Raw genomic sequence first — 20,125 nt, forward strand, 5'->3', positions numbered from 1 at the left:
GGTTTCGAACTATAGGAGCCCTAGCTCCGATAATCCCCGTTGATGGCCACGTACTGTTTGGTGAGGTCGCAGGTCCAGACGGTGGCCGAGCCCTTGCCGACGCCGACGTCGACGCTGACTTCGAACTCCTGGTTCCTGACGTAGGCGCTCATCTTGGCCTCGTCGTAGTCGGGCGAGATCAGGCCGTCGCGGGCGGCGTAGAGCTCGCCGAACTTGACGCTGATCTTCTCGCGCGCGACCGGCTCGTCGGCGCGGCCGACGGCCATGACGATGCGGCCCCAGTTGGCGTCCTCGCCGGCGAAGGCGGTCTTGACCAGCGGACTCTCGGCGATGGTGCGGGCGATCTTGCGGGCCGAAGCCGGGCTTTCGGCGCCGTTGACGGTGATCTTGACGAACTTGGTCGCCCCCTCGCCGTCCTTGACCAGCTGCAAGGCCAGGTCCAGCAGCACGTGCTCCAGCTTGTCGCGGAAGTCGGCCAAGCGCTTGTCGCCGGCGCGGTGGATCTTGGGCGCGCCCGACTGGCCGGTGGCGAACAGCAGCAGGGTGTCGTTGGTCGACCGGTCGCCGTCCACCGTCACGCAGTTGAAGGTCGTGCGGGTGTAGAGGCTGACCAGGGTCTGCAGCGCCGCCGGGGCGATGGCCGCGTCGGTGGCCACGAAGGCCAGCATGGTGGCCATGTCGGGCGCGATCATGCCCGAGCCCTTGGCGATGCCCGCGATCTTCACTTCCACGCCGTCGATCAAGGCCGTGGCGTAAGATCCCTTGGGGAAGGTGTCGGTGGTCATGATCGCCCGGCCGGCTTCCGCCCAGGCGTCGGCCTTCAGGCGGGCCTCGACCTCGGGGAGGCGGGCGGTGATCTTGCTGTCGTCCAGGATGACGCCGATGACGCCGGTCGAGGCCATCATCACGTCGCGCTGGCGGCAATCCAGGCGCTTGCCCACGGCGGTGGCCACGCGGCGCACCGCGTCGGCGCCCGGCTTGCCGGTGAAGCTGTTGGCGCAGCCGGCGTTGACCACCAGGGCCCGGACGTCCGCCCCGCCGCTGGCGGCCAGGTGGCGCTTGCACCAGTCCACCGGAGCCGAACCGACGCCGTGGCGGGTGAAGACGCCCGCCGCCGAGGTGCCTTCGGCGAAGCGCATCAGCAGCAGGTCTTCGCGCTCGTGCTTGTAGAAGCCGGCGCGACCGGTGGCGATCTCGACGCCGGCGATCGGTGGGATGACCGGGAACGGCACGGCCATCGGCGAGATCGCCAGGCCGGGCTTGCCCGCGCCGGCGGGAGGCGCGGTTTCGCCGGCCGACTTCTCGGCGCGGCGCAGGCCGGCGCGCTTCAGGGCCGAGTTCAAGGGGTCGACCAGGGCGCGCTCGATGGCGGCGCCGGCGCGCTCGACCGGATTGGGCGCGCTTTCCGGCGCCTTCGCGGCGATTTTCTTGCCCGAGGCCTTGCCGGTTCCTTGGCCGGTCCCCTGAGGAGTCTTGGTCATGGCGGCCGCTTCTTACTTCTTGGCGGGTTGGGCGGGAGGCGGCGGAGCCGAGGCCGGCGCGCTGGCCGGGGCTTCCGGCGGGGCGGAGGCCGGCTCCTGGGCGGCGGCGCCCGGGACATCCTGGGCCTTGCTGACCAGCATCTCGACCTTGGCCGAACCGCGCAGCTTCTCGAGAATGTCGCGCACCTGGTCATAGGTCAGGAAGCGCACGATCTGCGGACGAGCCGCCTCCAGCGTGATCGGTTCCTCGGTGCGGCGATCCTCGACCCGGACGAGGACCCAGCCGCCCTCGGCCGCGAACGGACCGACCAGGGCGCCTTTCTGGGCGTCCTTCAGGGCCACGCCATAGGGCTCGGGCATCACGTCCAGGGTGAAGTAGTCGCCCATGTCGCCGCCGTTGAAGCGGGTGGCCTGGTCGGTCGAGCGCTCCATGGCCAGGGCGTCGAACGAGGCGCCGGAGGCCAGCAGCTTCTTGACGCTCTCGGCCTCGGCCTGGGTGCCGACCACGATCTGGCGGGCGCGGATCTCTTCCGAGCGCTTGGCCAGCTTCTGCTGTTCGGCATAGAGCTTGCGGATGGCGTCCTCGGTCACGGCCTTCTCGACCACGCCCTCCACCAGCATGTCGCCCAGGATGCGTTCGCGCGCGGCGGCCAGACGGCGCTGGGCGACGGGATCCTTGTCGAGCTTGCGCTTGCCGGCCTCGGCGGCCAGCAGCTTCTGGTCGATGACCTCGTCAAGGCGCTGGCGGAACACTTCGCTGGAAATATCCAGCGGCTCGCCTTCGCTGATGAGACCCTGGGCCACCGCTTCGCGTTTGACGTCCGAGGCCCAGATCACCTGGCCGTTGACCCGCGCCACGGCCGTATCGCCCGGTTCGGGCGGCTTGTCGGCGACCTTATTCTGGCCGCACGCCGCCAGCAGAAGCGCTACCGCGATCGCCAGACCGACGCCGCCGAGGGAGAAGAAACCGCCTTGCCCACCCGATGCCCGGCCCTGCGAACCCGCCATGCGCGCTACTCGTTCTGTGAAACCTAGGGGATTTAGAAAAACCCATCGCGTTGACAGGTCTTTGACCGGTGCTTAAGTCTCGCGCGCACGCAAGTCGAGCGGTTTTTCCGTCGATCCGCGCGCCCCGAAAAACACCGTAGTCAAGGCCGCCAAAGCCTTTGCGCCGGTCTCACAATATAGAACGCTTCGGATTCCCCCTGCATGCTTGGTCTCGCCAAAAAGCTCTTCGGCTCTTCCAACGAACGCAAGGTCAAAACCCTGACCGCGCGTGTTGCGAAGATCAACGCCTACGAGACCGAATACGCCGCCCTCTCCGACGAGGCCCTGAAGGGCAAGACGGCCGAGTTCAAGGCGCGGCTGGAGAAGGGCGAAAGCCTCGACGACATCCTGAACGAAGCCTTCGCCGTCGTGCGCGAGGCCTCCAAGCGCGTGCTGGGCATGCGGCACTTCGACGTCCAGATGGTCGGCGGCATGGTGCTGCACTTCTCGGGCATCTCGGAAATGCGCACGGGTGAAGGCAAGACCCTGGTCGCCACCCTGCCCACCTATCTGAACGCCCTGGAAGGCAAGGGCGTCCACGTCATCACGGTCAACGACTACCTCGCCCGCCGCGACGCCGATTGGATGGGTCAGGTCTATACCTTCCTGGGCCTCAGCTACGGGGTCATCGTCAACGGCCTGAGCCAGGGCGAGCGTCAGCGCGCGTACCGCAGCGACATCACCTACGGCACCAACAACGAATTCGGCTTCGACTACCTGCGCGACAACCTCGTCTACAGCGTCGAGGAGATGGTCCAGCGCGGCCACAACTTCGCGATCGTCGACGAAGTGGACTCGATCCTGATCGACGAGGCCCGCACGCCGCTGATCATCTCGGGCCCGACCGAGGACCGCAGCAGCTTCTACAAGACGATCGACGTGCTGATTAAGCAGTTGATCCTCGACAAGACGATGTACGACCACGACGAGAAGCAGCGTCAGGTCATTCTGACCGAGGAAGGTCAGGAGCGGATCGAAGAGATTCTGATGGAGGGCGGCCACCTGGCCGAGGACTCCGCCGGCCTCTACGACGCGGCCAACGTCTCGGTGGTGCACCACGTCAACCAGGCCCTGCGCGCCAACGTGCTGTACACGCGCGACAAGGACTACATCGTCAAGGGCGACGAAGTGGTCCTGATCGATGAGTTCACGGGCCGCATGATGACCGGCCGCCGCCTCTCGGAAGGCCTGCACCAGGCCATCGAGGCCAAGGAAGGCGCCGACATCCAACCCGAGAACCAGACCCTGGCCTCGGTGACGATCCAGAACTATTTCCGCCTCTACTCCAAGCTGTCGGGCATGACCGGCACGGCTTCGACCGAGGCCCAGGAATTCGACGACATCTACAAGATGAGCGTCTCGGAGATCCCGACCAACCGGCCCGTGCTGCGCATCGACGACGACGATGAGGTCTATCGCACCGAGCGCGAGAAGAACGAGGCCATCCTCAAGCAGATCGCCGACTGCCACGTGCGCGGCCAGCCGATCCTGGTCGGCACGGTCTCGATCGAGAAGTCGGAAGAGCTGTCCAAGCTGCTGGCCAGCTTCGCCTTCGAGAACAACGGCAAGAAGCAGAAGGGCATCCCGCACCAGGTGCTGAACGCCCGCTTCCACGAGCAGGAAGCCGTGATCGTGGCCGACGCCGGCGTCCCGGGCGCGGTCACCATCGCCACCAACATGGCCGGCCGCGGCACCGACATCCAGCTGGGCGGCAGCATCGACATGCGCCTGTTCAACTGGCGCCAGCAGCAGCGCGGCATGGGCCTGGAGATCTCGCACGAGGACGAGGTCGCCGAACGCAAGCGCCTTGAGACCGAGATCGCCGACGCCAAGGAGAAGGCCCTCGCCGCCGGCGGCCTGTTCGTGCTGGGCACCGAGCGCCACGAAAGCCGCCGCATCGACAACCAGCTGCGCGGCCGTACGGGCCGTCAGGGCGACCCGGGCCGTTCGAAGTTCTTCCTGTCGTGCGAGGACGATCTGCTGCGCATCTTCGCCGGCGAACGCCTGGACGCGATCATGCGCACCTTCGGCGTCCAGGAAGGCGAGGCGATCACCCACAAGTGGCTGAACAACGCCATCGCCACGGCCCAGAAGCGCGTCGAGCAGCGCAACTACGAGATCCGCAAGAACCTCCTGAAGTACGACGACGTCGTCAACGACCAGCGCAAGGCCGTGTTCGAGCAGCGCCAGGAGTTCATGGAGTCCAGCGACCTCTCGGAAATCATCGCCGAGATGCGCCACGACACGATCGACGACCTCGTCGCGCGCCACCTGCCGCCCAAGGCCTATGCCGAGCAGTGGGACATCGAGGGCCTGAAGGAACGTGTCCAGTCGATCCTGGGCCTGGACCTGCCGATCGAGACGTGGGCCGCCGAGGAAGGCATCGCCGACGAAGAGATCAAGGACCGCATCACCAAGGCCGGCGACGAGTACGCAGCCCAGCGCGAAGAGATCATCACGCCCGACCAGATGCGTTCGGTCGAGAAGAACTTCCTGCTGCAAATGATCGATCTGCAGTGGCGCGAGCACCTGATGCACCTGGACCACCTGCGCAACGTCATCGGCCTGCGCGGCTACGGCCAGCGTGATCCGCTGAACGAATACAAGACCGAAGCCTTCTCGCTGTTCGAGAAGCTGCTGGGCGATCTGCGCACCAACACCACCCGCTGGCTGATGACGGTCGAGATCGCCTATGCCGAGCCGGAAATGCCGCAGGCGCCGGAAGGCCTGGTCGAGGTACACCTGGATCCGCTGACCGGCGAGAACGCCGCCGTCGCCGGCGCCATCCCGGACGGCCTGTCGCCGCAGCAGCGCGAGGCCCTGCCGGTCTCGGCCCTGCCGGAAGACTGGGAACGCACCAGCCGCAACGGCCCCTGCCCCTGCGGTTCGGGCAAGAAGTTCAAGCAGTGCCACGGCTCGCTGGTCTAGGATCGTCCCTGGACCGCTGACATCCGATGCGCCCGCTCCGGTCCCTCCGAAGCGGGCGTTTTCGTATCGAGGAGATCGATGAGCCACTCGCCCTATGTCGAGCGCGCGCCCCGGCCCGAACTGGCGGACGCGGTGGCCTGCCTCTGGCGCTACGACCGCGAGGACGGACCCGAGGAGGTCCAGCGCATCGTCCCCGACGGCTGTCCCGAACTGATCGTCCATCTGGGCGCGCCGCACGCCGAGCTCGGCCCCGGCCAGACCTGGACCACCCAGCCCACGCCGCTGTTCGCCGGCCAGCTGACCCGGCCGCTGCACCTGCGGTCGCAAGGGGCCGGGCGGCTGGTGGCGGTGCGCTTTCACCCCGCTGGCGCGCGCGGCTTCGTGGGTCGCGCCATGCACGAACTGACCGACCGCCGTATCGCCCTGGCCGACCTCCACGGCGCCGAAGCCGCCTCCGAGCTATTGGCCCAGGTCGCGGGAGCCGACGACCCGCTGGCGGCGGTCGAGGCCTATGTCGCCAAGGTCCTGGCCGCCGCGCCCGTTCCGCCCGCCCAGGCCGCCGTCTCCCGGGCGGTCCAGCTCCTGGCGCGCGAGGACGGCCGGGTCGAGGCCGACCAACTGGCGCAAGCGTCAGGCCTGCCGCTCCGGCAATTGCAGCGCCAGTTCCTGGACCTGGTCGGGATCTCGCCTCGGCTGTTGCGCGGGGTGATGCGCGTGCGCCGGATCACCGCCGCTCTGCGCGAGGGCGCCGAGGACCTGGCCGAGGCGTCATTGGCGGCGGGCTATTTCGACCAGGCCCAGATGAGCCGCGAGTTCCGCCGTTTCGTCGGCATCTCGCCCGCCGCCTTCCTGTCGGGCGACGAGGGCCTGGCGCTCAGCATCGCCACGGCCTGAGCCGAGCTGTCGCAAACCTACAAGCGCGGCTGTCCAGCCTGCGACTAGGCTTTCCGGGTCCTCAAGGAGACCCCGATGATCGCCGTCCTCTCTATCGCCCTGCTCTCGACCGCCACGCCCGCGCCAGACCTCTCGTGGATGGCCGGAGACTGGCGGATGTGCGCCGGCAAGACCGTGGTCGAGGAGCACTGGCTAGGCCCGGCCAACGGCCTGATGGCCGGCGTCAATCTGACCCGCACCGCCAAGGGCGCGAGCTTCGAGCACCTGCGCGTGGCCAACACCCCGGACGGCTGGGCCTATCTGGCCAGTCCCGGCGGCGGCCCGGCCGTGACCTTCCCGATGAAGTCTGCCGGAACCGGCGAGGTCGTGTTCGAGAACCTCAAGCACGACTTCCCCAAGCGCATCACCTATCGCCGCGACGGCGAGGCCCTGGTCGCCCAGATCAGCGACGAGACCGGCAAGGGCCCCAGCTGGCGCTTCCTGCCGGCGGCCAAGGCGGTCTGCCCTAACCCTTAGCCCGTACGGGCATGAGCACAACCACCGCCGCCGCCAGCAACAGCGCCGCCACGCCGCTCCCTGACACCCGCAGACCCGTCACCACGTCCATCCCCGCCACCGCGCCGCAGATCGCCACCCCGGCCGCCCCAGCCGCCTGACGGCAGGCGTTCAAAGCCCCGGAGGCCGCGCCGGCGTCGTGGCGGTCAACGCTGGCCAGGAGGCCGCTGGTCAGGGCCGGAACGGCCAGGCCCATGCCGCCGGGGATCATGGCGAAGCCGGGCAGCATCTCGGCCATCTGGCTGCCCGCGCCCAGCCGCGCCGTCAGGGCATAGCCACTGGCGGCGATCAGCACGCCGGTCACCGTCACGGTCCTGGCCCCGAACCGCGCCACCAGGCCGCCGCTCAGCAGGTTCGAGACGATGAAGGTCGCCGTCAGCGGCAGGAAGGCGATCCCCGCCTTGGCCGGCGTCCAGTGCAGCACCCGCAGCATGTAGAGGCCGAGCACGAAGATCACGCCGTAGTAGGCGAAGTTCAGCGCCGAGCCGACCACCACCGCCGTCCACGCCGGGCGGCGCTTGAAGGCGTCCAGCGGCATGGCCGGATGCGGGGTCCGGCGCTCGAACAGCACGAAGGCGACCGCCAGCATCAGGCCCGCGACCAGGGCGGCCAGCGTCCCGGCGCTCCAGCTGCGATGCCCGCCCTCGATCAGCCCGCCAACGACCAGGGTGACGGCGGCGACGGCCAGCGCCTGGCCGGGGATGTCGAACGGGACCTTGGGCTTGGCCTGGGTCGGGGGAACCACCAGCAGGGTCAACAGCACGCCCAGCGCGCAGACGGGCAGGTTGACGAAGAACACCCAGCGCCAGCCCAGGGTCTCGACCAGCAGGCCGCCCAGAATCGGTCCGGCGGCGATCGACACCCCGCCGGCGGCGGTCCACCAGCCGACCGCCGAGGCGCGCTTGCGGTCATCTCCATGGGCGGCGTGGGCGATCAGGGCCAGAGACGGCGGGATCAGCAGCGCGCCCGCCGCGCCCTGCGCCGCCCGCGCCAGGATCAGGACCAGCGGGCTTCCCGCGAAGCCGCAGGCGGCGGACGTTAGGCCGAACAGCACCAGGCCCGCCACGAAGGCCCGGCGCGGTCCCACGCGGTCGCCGATCGCTCCCGCCGACAGCAGCATCGCCGCCAGGGCGAGGATGTAGGCGTCCACCACCCATTGCAGCTGGGCGGTCGGGGCGTCGAAGGCCTTGCCGATCGCGTCGAGGGCGACATTGACGATGGTCACGTCCAGCTGGGTGACAAAGAAACCGAAGCTGGCGGCGGCGGTGATCAGGGGCAGGCGTGAAGCGGGAGATGCGGTGCTCATGCTGTTGGACTTGCCCCGATCCGCCGTCGCGATGCTACACGCGCCGATGAACCATTCCGTCCGCGCCTGGACTAGGATGTGGAGCATGGACGCCAACATCGCCACCCCCGCCGCCCTGATCGGCGACCCGACCCGCGCGGCCATGCTGCAGGCCCTGCAGGACGGCCGCGCCCAGCCCGCCAGCGCCCTGGCCTGGGCGGCCGGGGTCACGGCCCAGGCGGCCAGCAACCACCTGGCCAAGCTGGTCGACGGCGGCCTGCTGGCCGTCGAGCGCGAGGGACGGCATCGCTACTACCGCCTGGCCTCGGCCGAGGTCGCCCACGCCATCGAGGCCCTGTCGGTGCTGGCGACGCCGGTGCGGTCGCTAGAGGTTCCGCGCTCGCCCAAGGCCCGCGCCCTACGCGACGCGCGCTGTTGCTATGGGCACCTGGCGGGGCGTTTGGGGGTTCGGGTGTGCGAGGCGCTGGTCGACCGCGACCTGCTCCGGCCGGCGGACGACAAGCTCTATGAGGTCACGCCGGAAGGGCGCGCCTGGTTCGAGGAGCTGGGTGTCGAGGTCGCCGCCCTGCGCTCGCCGCGCGGCGTCGCGCGCCAATGCCTGGACTGGACCGAGCGGCGGCATCACCTGGCCGGCCCACTGGGCGTGAAACTGCTGGAGGCCATGACCGGCAAAGGCTGGCTGGCGCTGGAGGCCAAGGGCCGGGCGGTGCGGCTGACGACCGACGGCGCCACGGCGCTGCGGGAGCGGCTGGGGGTCACGCTAGAAGACGAAGGCAGGGTGGCGGCGTAGGTTCGCTCCGCAAACAACAACGTGTCATCCCGGCCGCAGCGCAGAGGCTATCCGGGATGACACGGATTTTGTTGATCAGGGACTCAGCACCACGCCCACATCCGCCGGCGTCCCACCGCCAACCTGCGCCAGGTAGGCCGCCTGCATGGCCGCCTGCCCCTGCCCTTCCTCGACCTTCAGCCACCTTGGCGCGTCGGCCACGAAGGCGTCCCAAGCCGCGCCATAGCGCTGCTCGAATTCACCCGGCGCCCAGTCCCGCAGGCGCTTGGCGCGCCGGTCCGGCGCGAAGAAGAAGACCGGCTTCGGCCCAGGGAGTTCGCCCCCACCTCGCGGCGCTTCCCAGTGCGTGCCGCCGACCAGGATCGAGGCCTTGAGCTCGTCGCCGAACCGGTGGTGCACCGCGCCCAGCACCGCCGCGTCGCCCGCGAAGTCGACGAACGCCGCCGGCCCCTCGATCGGCGCCGTGGCCAGGTCGTCGTAGAGGATCACCTGGTCGTAGAACCCCAGTCCCTCGACGAAGGCCTTGTTGCGGGGCGAGGTCAGGCCGATCACCTTCAACGCGCCGCGCGCCTTCAGCTGGGCCGCCAGGGCGATGGCGGTCTTGGACGAGGCGCTGGAGAGGATCGCGCTCGCCGCGCCGTAGAAGCCGTTCTCGTCGAACTGGTCGTCGATCAGGAAGGCGGTGATGAACAGCGGCTGCAGCAGCGCCCGGTGCGCCTCCAGCCCGTCATCGGCGCCGACCGCCAGGTACTGGTTGTAGACCACCGCCAGATGCTGGCGATGCGGCGCGACATCAACGAAACCACTCCGACTCGGCTTGGCCTGCACGGTCAGGTGCGTCGACATCGGCCAATAGCCATAGAACCGCTGGCCGATCGCGATATCGGGATGGGCGCTGGCCTCGACGTGGGCGTGACCCCAGACCGGCACGCGCCCGAAGCCGTCCGGTCCCGGGAAGAAATCCCAGTAGCGCATCATCTCGCCGAACACGGCATAGGTGATGTTGTTGGCGGTCAGGGCGAAGCTCTCGATGGCCAGACGAACCTCGCCGTCGTTCGGCGGCGACGGCGCGGCGTCGCGGAATTCCGTGCGGCGCAGGTCGTCGCGGGCGACGAGGAAGTCCCAGGGCATGGCGATGTCTCCGGCTCGATTGCGGGGAAGTAGGCTGCCGAGCGAGCCCGAAGTCAAACATTTGTTTGAATTATAAGCTCTCGTCATCCCGGCCGTAGCGCAGCGGAGAGCCGGGATGACGAGGATGGTTGGGTGGGAAGGCCTACGCCGCCACCCACTGCCCGTGGAACCCGAACGGCACCCGGCGCGGAACCCTGGCGCCGGCGATCGGGCCTTGCTCGACCTTCTGCGCGTCGAACACCACGAACTCCGACACGTCCTCGGCCTGGCGGTAGATCACCGCCGTCAGCCACCCTTCGCCCTCGGCCGCATCGGGGCCGGCGTGGGTGAAGACAGCTTCGCCGATCGCATCGCCCGGCGGCACGGTCCAGGTCCTGCGCGTCCCGTCCACGAGATCGACGTGGGCGACGATGTTGGAGCGGAAGTCGCCGGGCTTAAGGCTTTGACCGACGAACCAGCCGTGGCGATAGGGCATGCTGGCGAAGCGCTCGTCGAAGCGCGGGAACTCGCCGGCGGTGTCGTCGAGCGGGACCTCGGTCACGGCGCCGGCCTCGAGATCGATCGTCCAGCGCGTCAGATAGGCGGCAGCGTTCTCGCCCTTGGTCCCGTCGGCCTTGGAGAACAACGGCGCGGACGCATAGCGCATGACGTCGGCGACGACCGCCCCGTCCTGCTCGAAGGCGTTCATCACGTGGAAGATGTAGCAGGCCGGTATCTCGATCCAGCGCAGGCCGGCGACGCCCTCGGCGCGCGGGATCACCGCCAGGTGGCCACTCAGCTCCGGCTCCCACGCGAAGACCGGCTTGCCGCCCATCGCCCGTTGCAGGCTGCCGGTCAGGGGCAAGACGGGAATGACGATGTAGTGCTCGGTGACGATGCAGTCGTGGATCATCGAGCAATAGGGCGCGTCGAAGGTTTCGCGCTTGAGCAGCTTGCCGTCCTTGTCGGCGAGGCCCCAGCTGATCTTGTTCGACAGCGGCATCGGGTCGTCGGCATAGGCGAAGAACACCAGCTCGCCGGTGATCGCGCAGGTCTTGGGATGGGCGGTGACCTTGCCGCCCAGATCGTAGGCGCCGAGCGTGTCGAGGTCCGGACCGCTCATCTCGAACGGGGCGTGGGCCTCCTCCAGCGCCAGCAGATGGCCGCCATGCTGGATGATGTTGGTGTTGGCCACGCCGTCGCTGACCACGCCCAGCACCGAGGGATCGGAGGTCATCGGGTTGCCCCAGCTGCCGAACAAGGCTTGGCCGGCGGTGTTCTCCAGCTCCCACTTGTTGGTGCGGACCCAGCGGTTGCGGTAGCGCACCTCGCCGTCCGCGACGGTAAAGGCGTGCAGCATGCCGTCGCCGACGAACCAGTGATAGTTGGCGTCGCGCGGGTCGAACTGCGGGTTGGGGCCGTTGCGGTAGAGCGTGCCCTTCAGGCCCGGCGGCAAGGTCCCGGTGACCGGCAGATCGAAGTCGTCCTCGCTGCGCACCGGCGCGAAATTGCCGCTGAGAAACGGATTGATCCGCACATCGCCGTCCATGACCGGTCTCCCATTCGACTTTTCGATGACGCGCGTTCCGATCGCCAAACCACTCACACTTTGGGGGAACGCGCTTGTTGTTTACAGTGTAAATTTATGTTGTAAGCGAATGGTCGAGTCAATCGGGATTCTTTTGTGCCGCGCGTCCTGTCGTCCGAAGACGTCGAAGAGTTCCGTCGCCGCCTGTGCGTCGCCGCCGAAGGTCTGTTCGCCGAGCGCGGCATCGAAGCGGTGACCATGCGCGAGCTGGCCCAGGCCCTCGGCGTCAGCCCGATGACTCCCTATCGCTACTTCAAGGACAAGGACGCCATCCTGGCGGCCGTGCGCGCGGCGGCCTTCGCCCGGTTCGCGGCCAAGCTCGAAACGGCGATGGCCGAGCCGATGGACCCGCTGCGCCGCTCGCGCCAGGCGGGCCAGGCCTATATCGCCTTCGCCCTGGCGGAGCCGCAGGCCTATCGCCTGATGTTCGACCTCAATCAGCCGACCGAGGGCGACTATCCCGAATTGCAGGCCGCCATCGTCCGCGCCCGCCGCACCATGACGGTCCACGTCGAGGCGCTGATCGAGGCTGGCCTGATCGAAGGCGACGCCGAGCTGATCGGCCATATGTTCTGGTCGGTGCTGCACGGCATGCTGATGCTGCAGATCACCGGCAAGCTGGCGCCCTCGATCGACCCGGCCAAGCTGCGGGCGCTGGTGTTCACGACCCTGGTCCAGGGCCTGGGAATCGCCGCGCTCTAGGCAATAGATCCAAAGATACGCGTCATCCCGGAAGCCTCGCAGAGGCTATCCGGGACCCAGGGGCCAAGCGCTGTGACGTTGCCCCTGGGTCCAGGCTCTCCGCTTCGCTGCGGCCGGGATGACGAGGGAAATTGCGTGGCTGATTGAGCCAGGCGCCGCATTGTCACCGAGACAATGTTTTCGTTGCGAGCCCCGGCCTGAAACCCCAAGTCCCCGAGACCAGTCGAGCTCGCGATCGGAACGCTCATGACCAACGCCCCCCTGCCCTTGCGCCACTTCCTGCTGGCCCTGGCCGTGGTGGCGGTGTGGGGCACCAATTTCGTGGTCATCCGCGTCGGCCTGGACCACCTGCCGCCGCTGCTGTTCGCCACCCTGCGCTTCTGCATGGTGCTGCTGCCGATGGCCTTCTTCGTGAAGAAGCCGGCGGTGTCGTGGGCCAATCTGGCGGCCTACGGCGTGCTGATCGGGGCGGGGCAGTTCGGCCTGCTGTTCGTGGCCATGAAGGGCCACATCTCGCCGGGCCTGGCCTCGCTGGTCGTACAGACCCAGGTGTTCTTCACCATCGGCATGGCCATGTGGATCAGCAAGGAGCGGGTCCAGGGCTTCCAGATCGCGGCCCTGCTTTTAGCGGCCTCGGGCATCGTGCTGATCGCCGCCCATGGTGGCGGCGCGGCGACTCCGCTGGGCGTGCTGCTGATCCTGCTGGCGGCGCTCAGCTGGTCGGGCGGCAACATCGTCGCGCGCCAGGCTGGGCCGGTGAACATGCTGGGCTATGTCGTCTGGGCCAGTCTGTTCTCGATCCCGCCGCTGTTTCTCATGTCGCTGTGGCTGGAAGGCTGGCCGGCCATCGTCAAGGGCGTGACCAGCGCCGACGCCCTGACCTGGGCCGCTGTCGCCTGGCAGGCGATAGGCAACACCATGTTCGGCTACGCCGCCTGGGGCTGGCTGCTGGCCCGCCACCCGGCCGCGACCGTGACCCCGATGGCACTGCTGGTCCCGGTGTTCGGCATGGGTGCCTCGGCCCTGCTGCTGGGCGAAGGTCTGCCGGCCTGGAAGCTGATCGCCGCGGCCCTGGTGCTGACGGGCCTGGCGGTGAACATGCTGTGGCCGAAGGTGCGGGCGCGGTTCCTCGCTCCCGCCTAAGGCCAATATTTTCGCGTCATCCCGGAAGCCTCGCAGAGGCTATCCGCTTCGCTGCGGTCGGGATGACGAGCTTTAGAGTTGACCGCCGCCACGTCACCCAACTGACGCTGCTCCCAACAAGAGGGAGCCCCGCCATGCCGACGCCGTTCGAGGTGAACTGGAGCCGTGAGGCGATCGACAAGGTCCTCGCCCAGGTCGGCGCCTACGAATTCCCGCCCGCGCCGGAGGGCGGCGGCTGGTCCTATGGCTGCGACGCGGACTTTCTGCGGGACATCTGCGCCTACTGGACCGACGGCTTCGACGTCGACGCCGCTCAGGCCAATCTCAACCGCTTCCCGCAGTTCACGGCGACGATCGAGGATCTCGACATCCATTTCGTCCACGTCGTCGGCGAAGCGAACGGCAAGCGCCCGCTGCTGCTCAGCCACGGCTGGCCGGGTAGCCATTTCGAGTTCTGGGATGCGATCGAGCCCCTCGCCTTCCCCTCCCGCCACGGCGGCGATCCGGCCGACGCCTTCGACCTGGTGATCCCGTCCCTGCCGGGCTTCGGCTTCTCGGGAAAGCCGAAGCGGCCGCTGGGCCAGCGGACCACCGCGCGGCTGTTCGATAAGCTGATGACGCAGGTCCTTGGCTATCCGACCTACCTCGCCCAAGGCGGCGACTGGGGCGGTCTGGTCACCTCGTGGCTGGGCCTGGACCATGCCGCGCACGTGAAGGCCATCCACCTCAACATGATCGGCCTGCGCCCGCACGGCCCGCCGACGACGCCGGAAGAGATCGCCTGGATCACCGGCTTCGGCGCGGCCATGGACGCCTATGGCGGCTATTTCCGCCTGCAAGCCAGCAAGCCGCAGTCGGTGGCGTGGCTGGGCGCCAACAACCCGGTCGGCCAAGCAGCCTGGATCCTGGAGCGTTTCCACGACTGGGCCGACCTGTCGGGCAAGCCGTTCGAGCAGGTGTTCACGCGCGACCAGTTGCTGACCAACCTGATGCTGTACGTGATGACCGGCAGCTTCACGACGGGCGCCTGGTACTACCGCGCCATGCTGGAGGAAGGCGGGCCGGTGCTGGCGGCGGGCCAGCGCTGCGAGACGCCGACGGCCTTCGCCAACTTCCCGGGCGAGAGCATCTACACCCCGCCGCCCCGCTCCTGGGCCGACCGGGCCTACAACATCGTCCGCTGGACCGACCAACCGCGCGGCGGTCACTTCGCGGCGATGGAGGAACCGGCGCTCTTCGTGCAGGATGTGCGGGCGTGGGCTCGCCAGACCTGAAGCCTGCCGGGAGAGGAAAGCCATGACCAAGCTCGAAGGCGGCTGCCAGTGCGGCGCCATCCGCTATGAGATCACCCAGGACCTGATGGGCTCGGGCGCCTGCCATTGCCGGGCGTGCCAGTACTCGACCGGCGGCGGTCCGAACTACGTCGCCCTGGCCCCGACGGGCGGCTTCACGGTCACCAAGGGCGAGCCCAAGCGCTATGTCCGTCCGGGCGGCAGCGGCGCGGACGTCTCGCGCGCCTTCTGCGGCGATTGCGGCACGCCCCTGTGGTCGGAGGCCGCCCTGCCCTTCCTGCCGGTCAAGGCCGGCAGTCTGGACGATCCTTCGTTCCTCGAACCGCAGATCCATCTCTGGACGAGCGCGGCGCAGCCGTGGCATCGGATCGAGCCTGGCCGTCCGGCCTTCCCCGAGAATCCGCCGCGCTGAGGACTTGATGGCCGCCCGTTACGACTTCGCTTCCGACAACGTAGCGGGCGCCATGCCCGAGGTGATGGAGGCCCTGATCGCCGCCAATGCGGGGACGGCCTCCGGCTATGGGACCGACCACGTCAGCAAGGCCGCCGCCGACCGCATCCGCGCCTTGCTGGACGCCGACGCCGAGGTGCGGTTCACCGCCTCGGGCACGGCGGCCAACGCCTTCGCCCTGACCCTGCTGGCCCAGCCTCACGAGGCGGTGCTGGCCCACGAGCACGCCCATATCTGCACCGATGAGACCGGCGCGCCGGGCTTCTTCGGCCAGGGCGTGGGCCTGATCGGCCTGCCGGGCGCTTCGGGAAAGATCGAGCTCTCGGCGCTGGAGGCGGCCCTGGCCCGGCCCGAGGTCTCGTACAATCAGCCCGCCAACGCTCTGTCGCTGACCACCGCCACCGAGTACGGCACGGTCTATTCACAAGCGCATCTGGCCAGCCTGATCGCGCCGGTGAAGGCCAAGGGCTACGGCGTCCACCTGGACGGCGCGCGCCTGGCCAACGCCGTCGCCGCCGGCTTCGACCTGAAGAGCGTCCGGACGATGGGCGTCGACATCCTGGTGATGGGCGGCACCAAGGCCGGCTCCACCCCGACCGAGGCCGTGGTGTTCCTGAATCCCGACCATGCCCGCCGCCTGGATGCGCGGCTGAAGCACGCCGGCCAGCTGATCTCCAAGGGCCGCTTCCTGGCCGCCCCGTGGCTGGGCCTGCTGGGCGAAGACGGATCGACCGGTCCGTGGGCGGCGCGCGCGGCCCACGCCAACGCCATGGCCCGGAAACTGGCCGCGCTGATGCCGTTACCGATCAAGCACGCGGTCGAGGCCAACGGGATCTTCGTCGAGATGGACGAACCCACCCTTGAACGCCTGCGCGGCGAGGGCTGGTTCGTCTACCGGTTCCTGGACGGCACGGTGCGCTTCATGTGCTCTTGGGCGACGACGCCGGAGATGGTCGAGGACCTCGGCGCGGCGCTCAAGCGGGTGGCGCAGAGCTAGATGCTCCCCCGTTGGGGGAGCTGTCGCAAAGCGACTGAGGGGGCCATCTCGGCATTCGCCGCGCTGCCCCCTCCGGCCCTCCGGGCCACCTCCCCCGAGAGGGGAGGATCAGCGGCGACGCTCCTCTGCGCGAAGTTGACAACCGGCGCGAGCGCTTCCGCCGCCGCCGACGTCTCGGTAATCCCCAGCAGCCGCGCGATCTCGCTGGCCGGGGCCGGGCGGCTGATGAAGTAGCCCTGGATCTCGGCGCAGCCCTGGCCGCGCAGGGCGTTCAGCTGCTCCAGGGTCTCGACGCCCTCGGCCGTGGTGACGATGCCCATGGACGAGCCCAGGTCGAGCACGGCCTTGATGATGGCCATGGCGTCGCTGTCTTCCAGAATGTCGCGGACGAAGGTCTGGTCGATCTTGATCTTGTCGAACGGGAAGCTGCGAAGGTAGCTCAGCGAGCTGTAGCCCGTGCCGAAATCGTCCATCGAGATGCGCACGCCCAGCGCCTTCAGGTCATGCAGCATGGTCATGTTGGCCTGGCTGTCCTGCAGCAGGACCGACTCGGTGATCTCCAGCTCCAGGCGCTGGGCCGGCAGGCCCGAGGCGGCCAGGGCCGAGACGACGGTGCGCACCAGGCCGCGGTCGCGGAACTGGGCCGGTGACAGGTTCACCGCCAGGCGCACATGGTCGGGCCATTGGGCGGCCTCGGCGCAGGCGGCGCGCAGCACCCACTCACCGAGCGGTATGATCAGGCCGATCTCCTCGGCCAGCGGAATGAAGTCGGCCGGCGAGACCATGCCGCGATCGGGATGGCGCCAGCGCAGCAAGGCCTCGCAGCCCGTGACCCGCTCGTCGCCGAGATTGTAGAGCGGCTGGTAGAACAGCTCGAACTCACCAGCCTGGAGCGCCCGGCGCAGGTCGAGTTCGAGCGCGCGGCGCGCCTGCAGTTGCTCGTCCATGGCCTGCTCGAAGAAGTGGAAGGCCCCACGACCGTCGGCCTTGGCGCGGTAGAGGGCCATGTCGGCCTTCTTCAGCAGTTCGTCTGCGTCCTCGCCATCCGAGGGCGCGGCGGCCACGCCGACGCTGGCCCCGATCACCACCTGGTGGCCCTGAAGGTCGAACGGTGCGGCCATGGCCTCGACGATACGGCCAGCCAGACGCGTGGCGCCGCCCATGTCGGAAAGACCGGTCTGGACCACGGCGAACTCGTCGCCACCCAGGCGGGCTACGGTGTCGCCCTCCCGGACGCAGCCCCGCAGGCGCTCGGCGGCCTCGCGCAGCAGGGCGTCGCCCAGCGGATGGCCCAGGGTGTCATTGACGGTCTTGAAGCGGTCGAGGTCGATGAAGTGCACCGCCAGCTGGTCGCCCTTGCGCGCCCGCCGGGCCAGGGCCTCGGACAGGTGCTGCTGGAACAGCACCCGGTTGGGCAGCTCGGTCAGCGGATCGAAGTGGGCCAGGCGCGCGATCTGGGCCACGCCCCGCCGGTTGGTCTCATTGCTCGCCTGCAGCAGGCCCAGCACCGTACCGACGCCCAGATAGCGCTCCTTCTCGGTGACGATGAAGCCGCGCAGCAGATCCGAGGCGCGATAGGACAGGCTGTCGGTGGTGAACTCGGCCAGCTCGGTATTGGCGTCAACGACCAGCGGCTCGCGGTCCATCAGGGTCGAGATCGGACGGTTGGCGTAGAGGGCGCGGCCGTACTCGGCGGCCATGCGCAGGAAGAAGGCGTTGCGCTCGACGATGCCGATCGGGCGTTCCTGATCGTCCAGCACGGGCACGATCAAGGTGTCGGGCTCCTCACGGAACCGCTCGTACAGAGCCTTGCCCAGATCGTCCTGACGCGCTGGCGTCAGGGAAGACACGGTATCCCGCAGGGTGAACATGATTACGCCTCCACTCGCGGAGGGAGGGACCATTTTCCCGACTAACGACGTGCTAATGGCTCCGCTTGCGACAGATCATTTCGCGAAAACTTCATGGCGCTGTCACAGTGTTTGCCGGGAGGTTTACTGTGCTTGTCTACTTTCAAGAGAAGCGAAAGCTCAGCGCCCGGTATCCAGGAAGTCCCGAGCCTTGAAGTGCTCGGGCGCGGCGACCTCGACGATCGCCTCGTCACGGTCGTCGAACTCGGTGCGCAGGGCCCGGCTCATCACCGCGTGCATCTCGTAGAGGCACGTGATGTAGGTCAGCTCAAGGATCTGCTCGTCGCTGAGGAAGGCTTTCAGCGCCGCGAACACCCCGTCGGCGATGCGGCCGCCGTCCAGCACCAGGCCGTCGGCATAGGCCAGCACCGCGCGTTCATTCGCGTCGAACACCTCCGAGACCTGCCAGTGCGGCACGGCGGCGATCTTGTCCTCGGCCACACCAAGGCCACGCAGCGACTTGCAGTGCTGGGAGAACACGAACTGGCTGCCCCGTGTCCAGCCGGCCCGGGTCTGGGCCAGTTCGCGTAGCACCGGGTCCAGCTTGCGGGCCGGGTCGCGATAAAGGGCAAAGCCCTGGGCGGCGTGGCGCAGGACGTCGGGACTGCCCGCGAACACCGTCCACCAGTCGCCGCGCGTGCCCGTATCCGTGCCGGGCTCGGCCACGGGATCGCGATCGCCAAACAGCAGGTCGTAGAGCTTCAGCGTCCGCTCGTCGGTCACCTCGGCCCGGGGGATCTCGCGCAGGCGGGGCATCAGGCGTCGACGGTCATGGCGGCCGGCGCGTGCCGCACGTCGTCGGGCCCGAAGTCACGGGTGAAGGCGGCTAGCTCCATCATGATGCCGTTGGGATCGGTGAAATAGACCGAGCGGACAAAGACGCCGGGATGCAGCTTGCGCGCGACGCCCATCTCGCTGTCGTCGTGATTGACCACCACCGGAAAGGCCGGCACGCCCGCCGCCTGCAACCGCTCCAGACACGCCTCGAGGTCCGCCTCGTCGACCGTGAAGGCCACGTGGTTCATCGAGCCGACGGCGGTCTTGGACTCGGCGGGAAACGCCTTCACCGAGGCGATCCCCGGCGCGGCCGGCGGGGTCTCCGGCCACCAGAAGAACGCCAGGCACGAGCCGCCGCCGCAGTCGAAGAAGAAGTGCTGGCCGCCGTCCGGCAGGGCCACGGTCTTCACCAGCGGCATCTCCAGGACCTCGGTATAGAACCTGACGGTCTCGGCCATGTCGCGGCAGACCAGGGCCAGGTGATTGACGCCGGTGATCTTCATCTCGGCTTCCTCCTGGAGACCGAGGTTATCGCAACGACGGAGGGCGTACAGCGTGCCGTTGGGGCGCCTAGTCGCGCTCCCTGGCCTTCCTGGCGTCGCCCAGCAGGATCTGGCCGAACCAGCTGACGATCCCCGTGACGATCGCGACCTGAATCCCGGCCCACAGACCCGGCACCTTCAGGCCGTCTAGGAACCAGTCCACGATCCCGATCATCGCCGCGTTCACCACCAACAGGAACAGACCCAAGGTCACGATCGTCAGCGGGAAGGTCAGGACCGTGACCACGGGTCGGACGACCGCGTTGACAATTCCCAACAGGAAGCCGGCCATGATCAGGGTCATCCAGCCATCGGCCGTGACGCCTGGAACGATGCGCGCGGCCAGCCACAGGCCGCCGGCGCCGATCAGGATACGAAGAATGAAACGGATCACGCGGCGCGACTCCCTTCTTGGTTTGAATGGAGACTGGCCCAATCGCGCGTCAGATCAAAGTGACGCCGCATTCGTACAATATCCCAGCAGGCAACTCGGACATTACAAATGCGTTACCGCCCTTCAAACCGCGATTTCGTGAACTATCTAGTCCTCCGTGTGGGGGATGATCGCGCGTGCTTGGCGAGCGGATCCGCACGCAAGGGGATATGAAGTAA

General features: G+C 68.3%; 19 protein-coding genes. 10 read left to right on the forward strand and 9 right to left on the reverse strand.

The window, feature by feature from the left end; genetic code table 11:
- Positions 1-20: 20 nt before the first annotated feature.
- Both argJ and AC1RRV_RS20760 read right to left on the reverse strand, forming a co-directional pair.
- Entirely contained in the window at positions 21-1,232 is a 1,212-nt protein-coding gene (argJ, locus tag AC1RRV_RS20755) for a bifunctional glutamate N-acetyltransferase/amino-acid acetyltransferase ArgJ (protein ID WP_492861678.1), read from the reverse strand.
- Positions 1,233-1,493: 261 nt separating this feature from the next.
- Positions 1,494-2,489 carry a peptidylprolyl isomerase gene (locus AC1RRV_RS20760; protein WP_492861548.1) on the reverse strand — a complete coding sequence of 332 codons (996 nt, stop codon included), beginning with the start codon at positions 2,487-2,489 and terminating at the stop codon, positions 1,494-1,496.
- 201 nt (positions 2,490-2,690) lie between these two features.
- Here AC1RRV_RS20760 and secA point away from each other — a divergent pair, with 201 nt between their 5' ends.
- The 3 genes from secA to AC1RRV_RS20775 all read left to right on the forward strand — a co-directional run bounded on the left by secA (position 2,691) and on the right by AC1RRV_RS20775 (position 6,866).
- Complete coding sequence (secA, locus tag AC1RRV_RS20765) at positions 2,691-5,456, forward strand: preprotein translocase subunit SecA (RefSeq protein ID WP_492861549.1); 2,766 nt, start codon at positions 2,691-2,693, stop codon at positions 5,454-5,456.
- Positions 5,457-5,534: 78 nt separating this feature from the next.
- The gene (locus AC1RRV_RS20770) at positions 5,535-6,350 is read left to right on the forward strand and encodes a DUF6597 domain-containing transcriptional factor (RefSeq protein ID WP_492861550.1); all 816 of its coding nucleotides are present in this window, start codon (positions 5,535-5,537) and stop codon (positions 6,348-6,350) included.
- A gap of 75 nt (positions 6,351-6,425) precedes the next feature.
- A complete protein-coding gene (locus AC1RRV_RS20775; RefSeq protein ID WP_492861551.1) occupies positions 6,426-6,866 on the forward strand; it encodes a DUF6265 family protein in 441 nt (146 codons plus the stop codon).
- Here AC1RRV_RS20775 and AC1RRV_RS20780 read toward each other — a convergent pair.
- Positions 6,856-8,211 (reverse strand): MFS transporter, encoded by a 1,356-nt coding sequence (locus tag AC1RRV_RS20780; protein WP_492861679.1) that lies wholly within the window; start codon positions 8,209-8,211, stop codon positions 6,856-6,858. The genes AC1RRV_RS20775 and AC1RRV_RS20780 overlap by 11 nt on opposite strands.
- An 85-nt stretch (positions 8,212-8,296) precedes the next feature.
- Between AC1RRV_RS20780 and AC1RRV_RS20785 the strand changes: the two genes are divergently transcribed.
- Entirely contained in the window at positions 8,297-9,001 is a 705-nt protein-coding gene (locus AC1RRV_RS20785) for an ArsR/SmtB family transcription factor (RefSeq protein ID WP_492861552.1), read from the forward strand.
- A gap of 75 nt (positions 9,002-9,076) precedes the next feature.
- Here AC1RRV_RS20785 and AC1RRV_RS20790 read toward each other — a convergent pair whose 3' ends face one another.
- Positions 9,077-10,132 (reverse strand): DUF2855 family protein, encoded by a 1,056-nt coding sequence (locus tag AC1RRV_RS20790; RefSeq protein WP_492861553.1) that lies wholly within the window; start codon positions 10,130-10,132, stop codon positions 9,077-9,079.
- A 142-nt stretch (positions 10,133-10,274) separates the two neighbouring features.
- Complete coding sequence (locus AC1RRV_RS20795) at positions 10,275-11,660, reverse strand: carotenoid oxygenase family protein (protein WP_492861554.1); 1,386 nt, start codon at positions 11,658-11,660, stop codon at positions 10,275-10,277.
- 135 nt (positions 11,661-11,795) lie between these two features.
- On the opposite strand from AC1RRV_RS20795, the gene AC1RRV_RS20800 reads away from it, so the two are divergent.
- The 5 genes from AC1RRV_RS20800 to AC1RRV_RS20820 all read left to right on the forward strand — a co-directional run bounded on the left by AC1RRV_RS20800 (position 11,796) and on the right by AC1RRV_RS20820 (position 16,284).
- Entirely contained in the window at positions 11,796-12,401 is a 606-nt protein-coding gene (locus AC1RRV_RS20800) for a TetR/AcrR family transcriptional regulator (protein ID WP_492861555.1), read from the forward strand.
- 246 nt (positions 12,402-12,647) lie between these two features.
- Positions 12,648-13,544, forward strand: coding sequence for an EamA family transporter (locus AC1RRV_RS20805; RefSeq protein WP_492861556.1), 897 nt, complete (start codon positions 12,648-12,650; stop codon positions 13,542-13,544).
- 134 nt (positions 13,545-13,678) lie between these two features.
- Positions 13,679-14,818 carry an epoxide hydrolase family protein gene (locus AC1RRV_RS20810; RefSeq protein ID WP_492861557.1) on the forward strand — a complete coding sequence of 380 codons (1,140 nt, stop codon included), beginning with the start codon at positions 13,679-13,681 and terminating at the stop codon, positions 14,816-14,818.
- A gap of 22 nt (positions 14,819-14,840) precedes the next feature.
- A complete protein-coding gene (locus AC1RRV_RS20815) occupies positions 14,841-15,248 on the forward strand; it encodes a GFA family protein (protein ID WP_492861558.1) in 408 nt (135 codons plus the stop codon).
- Between the two features lie 7 nt (positions 15,249-15,255).
- Positions 15,256-16,284 carry a threonine aldolase family protein gene (locus AC1RRV_RS20820; RefSeq protein WP_492861559.1) on the forward strand — a complete coding sequence of 343 codons (1,029 nt, stop codon included), beginning with the start codon at positions 15,256-15,258 and terminating at the stop codon, positions 16,282-16,284.
- On the opposite strand, the gene AC1RRV_RS20825 is transcribed toward AC1RRV_RS20820, so the two are convergent.
- From AC1RRV_RS20825 to AC1RRV_RS20840, 4 genes are all read right to left on the reverse strand, one after another.
- Positions 16,281-18,155: a putative bifunctional diguanylate cyclase/phosphodiesterase gene (locus AC1RRV_RS20825; RefSeq protein ID WP_492861560.1), complete on the reverse strand. Its 1,875-nt coding sequence runs from the start codon at positions 18,153-18,155 to the stop codon at positions 16,281-16,283. The genes AC1RRV_RS20820 and AC1RRV_RS20825 overlap by 4 nt on opposite strands.
- 159 nt (positions 18,156-18,314) lie before the next feature.
- Entirely contained in the window at positions 18,315-18,950 is a 636-nt protein-coding gene (locus AC1RRV_RS20830) for a carboxymuconolactone decarboxylase family protein (RefSeq protein ID WP_492861561.1), read from the reverse strand.
- A complete protein-coding gene (locus tag AC1RRV_RS20835; RefSeq protein ID WP_492861562.1) occupies positions 18,950-19,474 on the reverse strand; it encodes a VOC family protein in 525 nt (174 codons plus the stop codon). Before AC1RRV_RS20835 ends, AC1RRV_RS20830 begins: the two co-directional genes overlap by 1 nt.
- Before the next feature lie 67 nt (positions 19,475-19,541).
- Positions 19,542-19,907, reverse strand: a complete 366-nt coding sequence (locus AC1RRV_RS20840; protein WP_492861563.1) for a phage holin family protein — start codon at positions 19,905-19,907, stop codon at positions 19,542-19,544.
- A gap of 108 nt (positions 19,908-20,015) precedes the next feature.
- Between AC1RRV_RS20840 and AC1RRV_RS20845 the strand changes: the two genes are divergently transcribed.
- Positions 20,016-20,120 carry a hypothetical protein gene (locus AC1RRV_RS20845; protein WP_492861564.1) on the forward strand — a complete coding sequence of 35 codons (105 nt, stop codon included), beginning with the start codon at positions 20,016-20,018 and terminating at the stop codon, positions 20,118-20,120.
- The last annotated feature ends 5 nt before the right edge of the window (positions 20,121-20,125 follow it).

The organism is Caulobacter sp. GW821-FHT11E10, from assembly GCF_058808375.1.